At 58.0% G+C, this 212-nt stretch carries 1 pseudogene; it reads left to right on the forward strand.

The features are described from left to right. A pseudogene (locus C0541_RS21195) lies at positions 1 to 174 on the forward strand (transposase); the annotation flags it as partial. Between the last annotated feature and the right edge of the window lie 38 nt (positions 175 to 212).

A 212-nucleotide genomic window follows, 5' to 3' on the forward strand; every position in this document is an offset into this window, starting at 1 on the left:
GAGCTGGGTATTTCCGACGCGACGTACTACGTCTGGAAGTCCAAATACGGCGGCATGGAGGCAGCCGATGTGCAGCGCCTTCGCGACCTGGAGACCGATCACAGCAAGCTCAAGCGCATGTATGCCGAGCTCGCGATGGAAAACCATGCATTGAAGGATGTCATCGCAAAAAAGCTGTAGACCCGGCGCACAAGCGCCCGCTTCTTGCCTGG

The organism is Xanthomonas arboricola (assembly GCF_003353015.1).
GTDB classification, from domain to species: Bacteria; Pseudomonadota; Gammaproteobacteria; order Xanthomonadales; family Xanthomonadaceae; genus Xanthomonas; species Xanthomonas arboricola_E.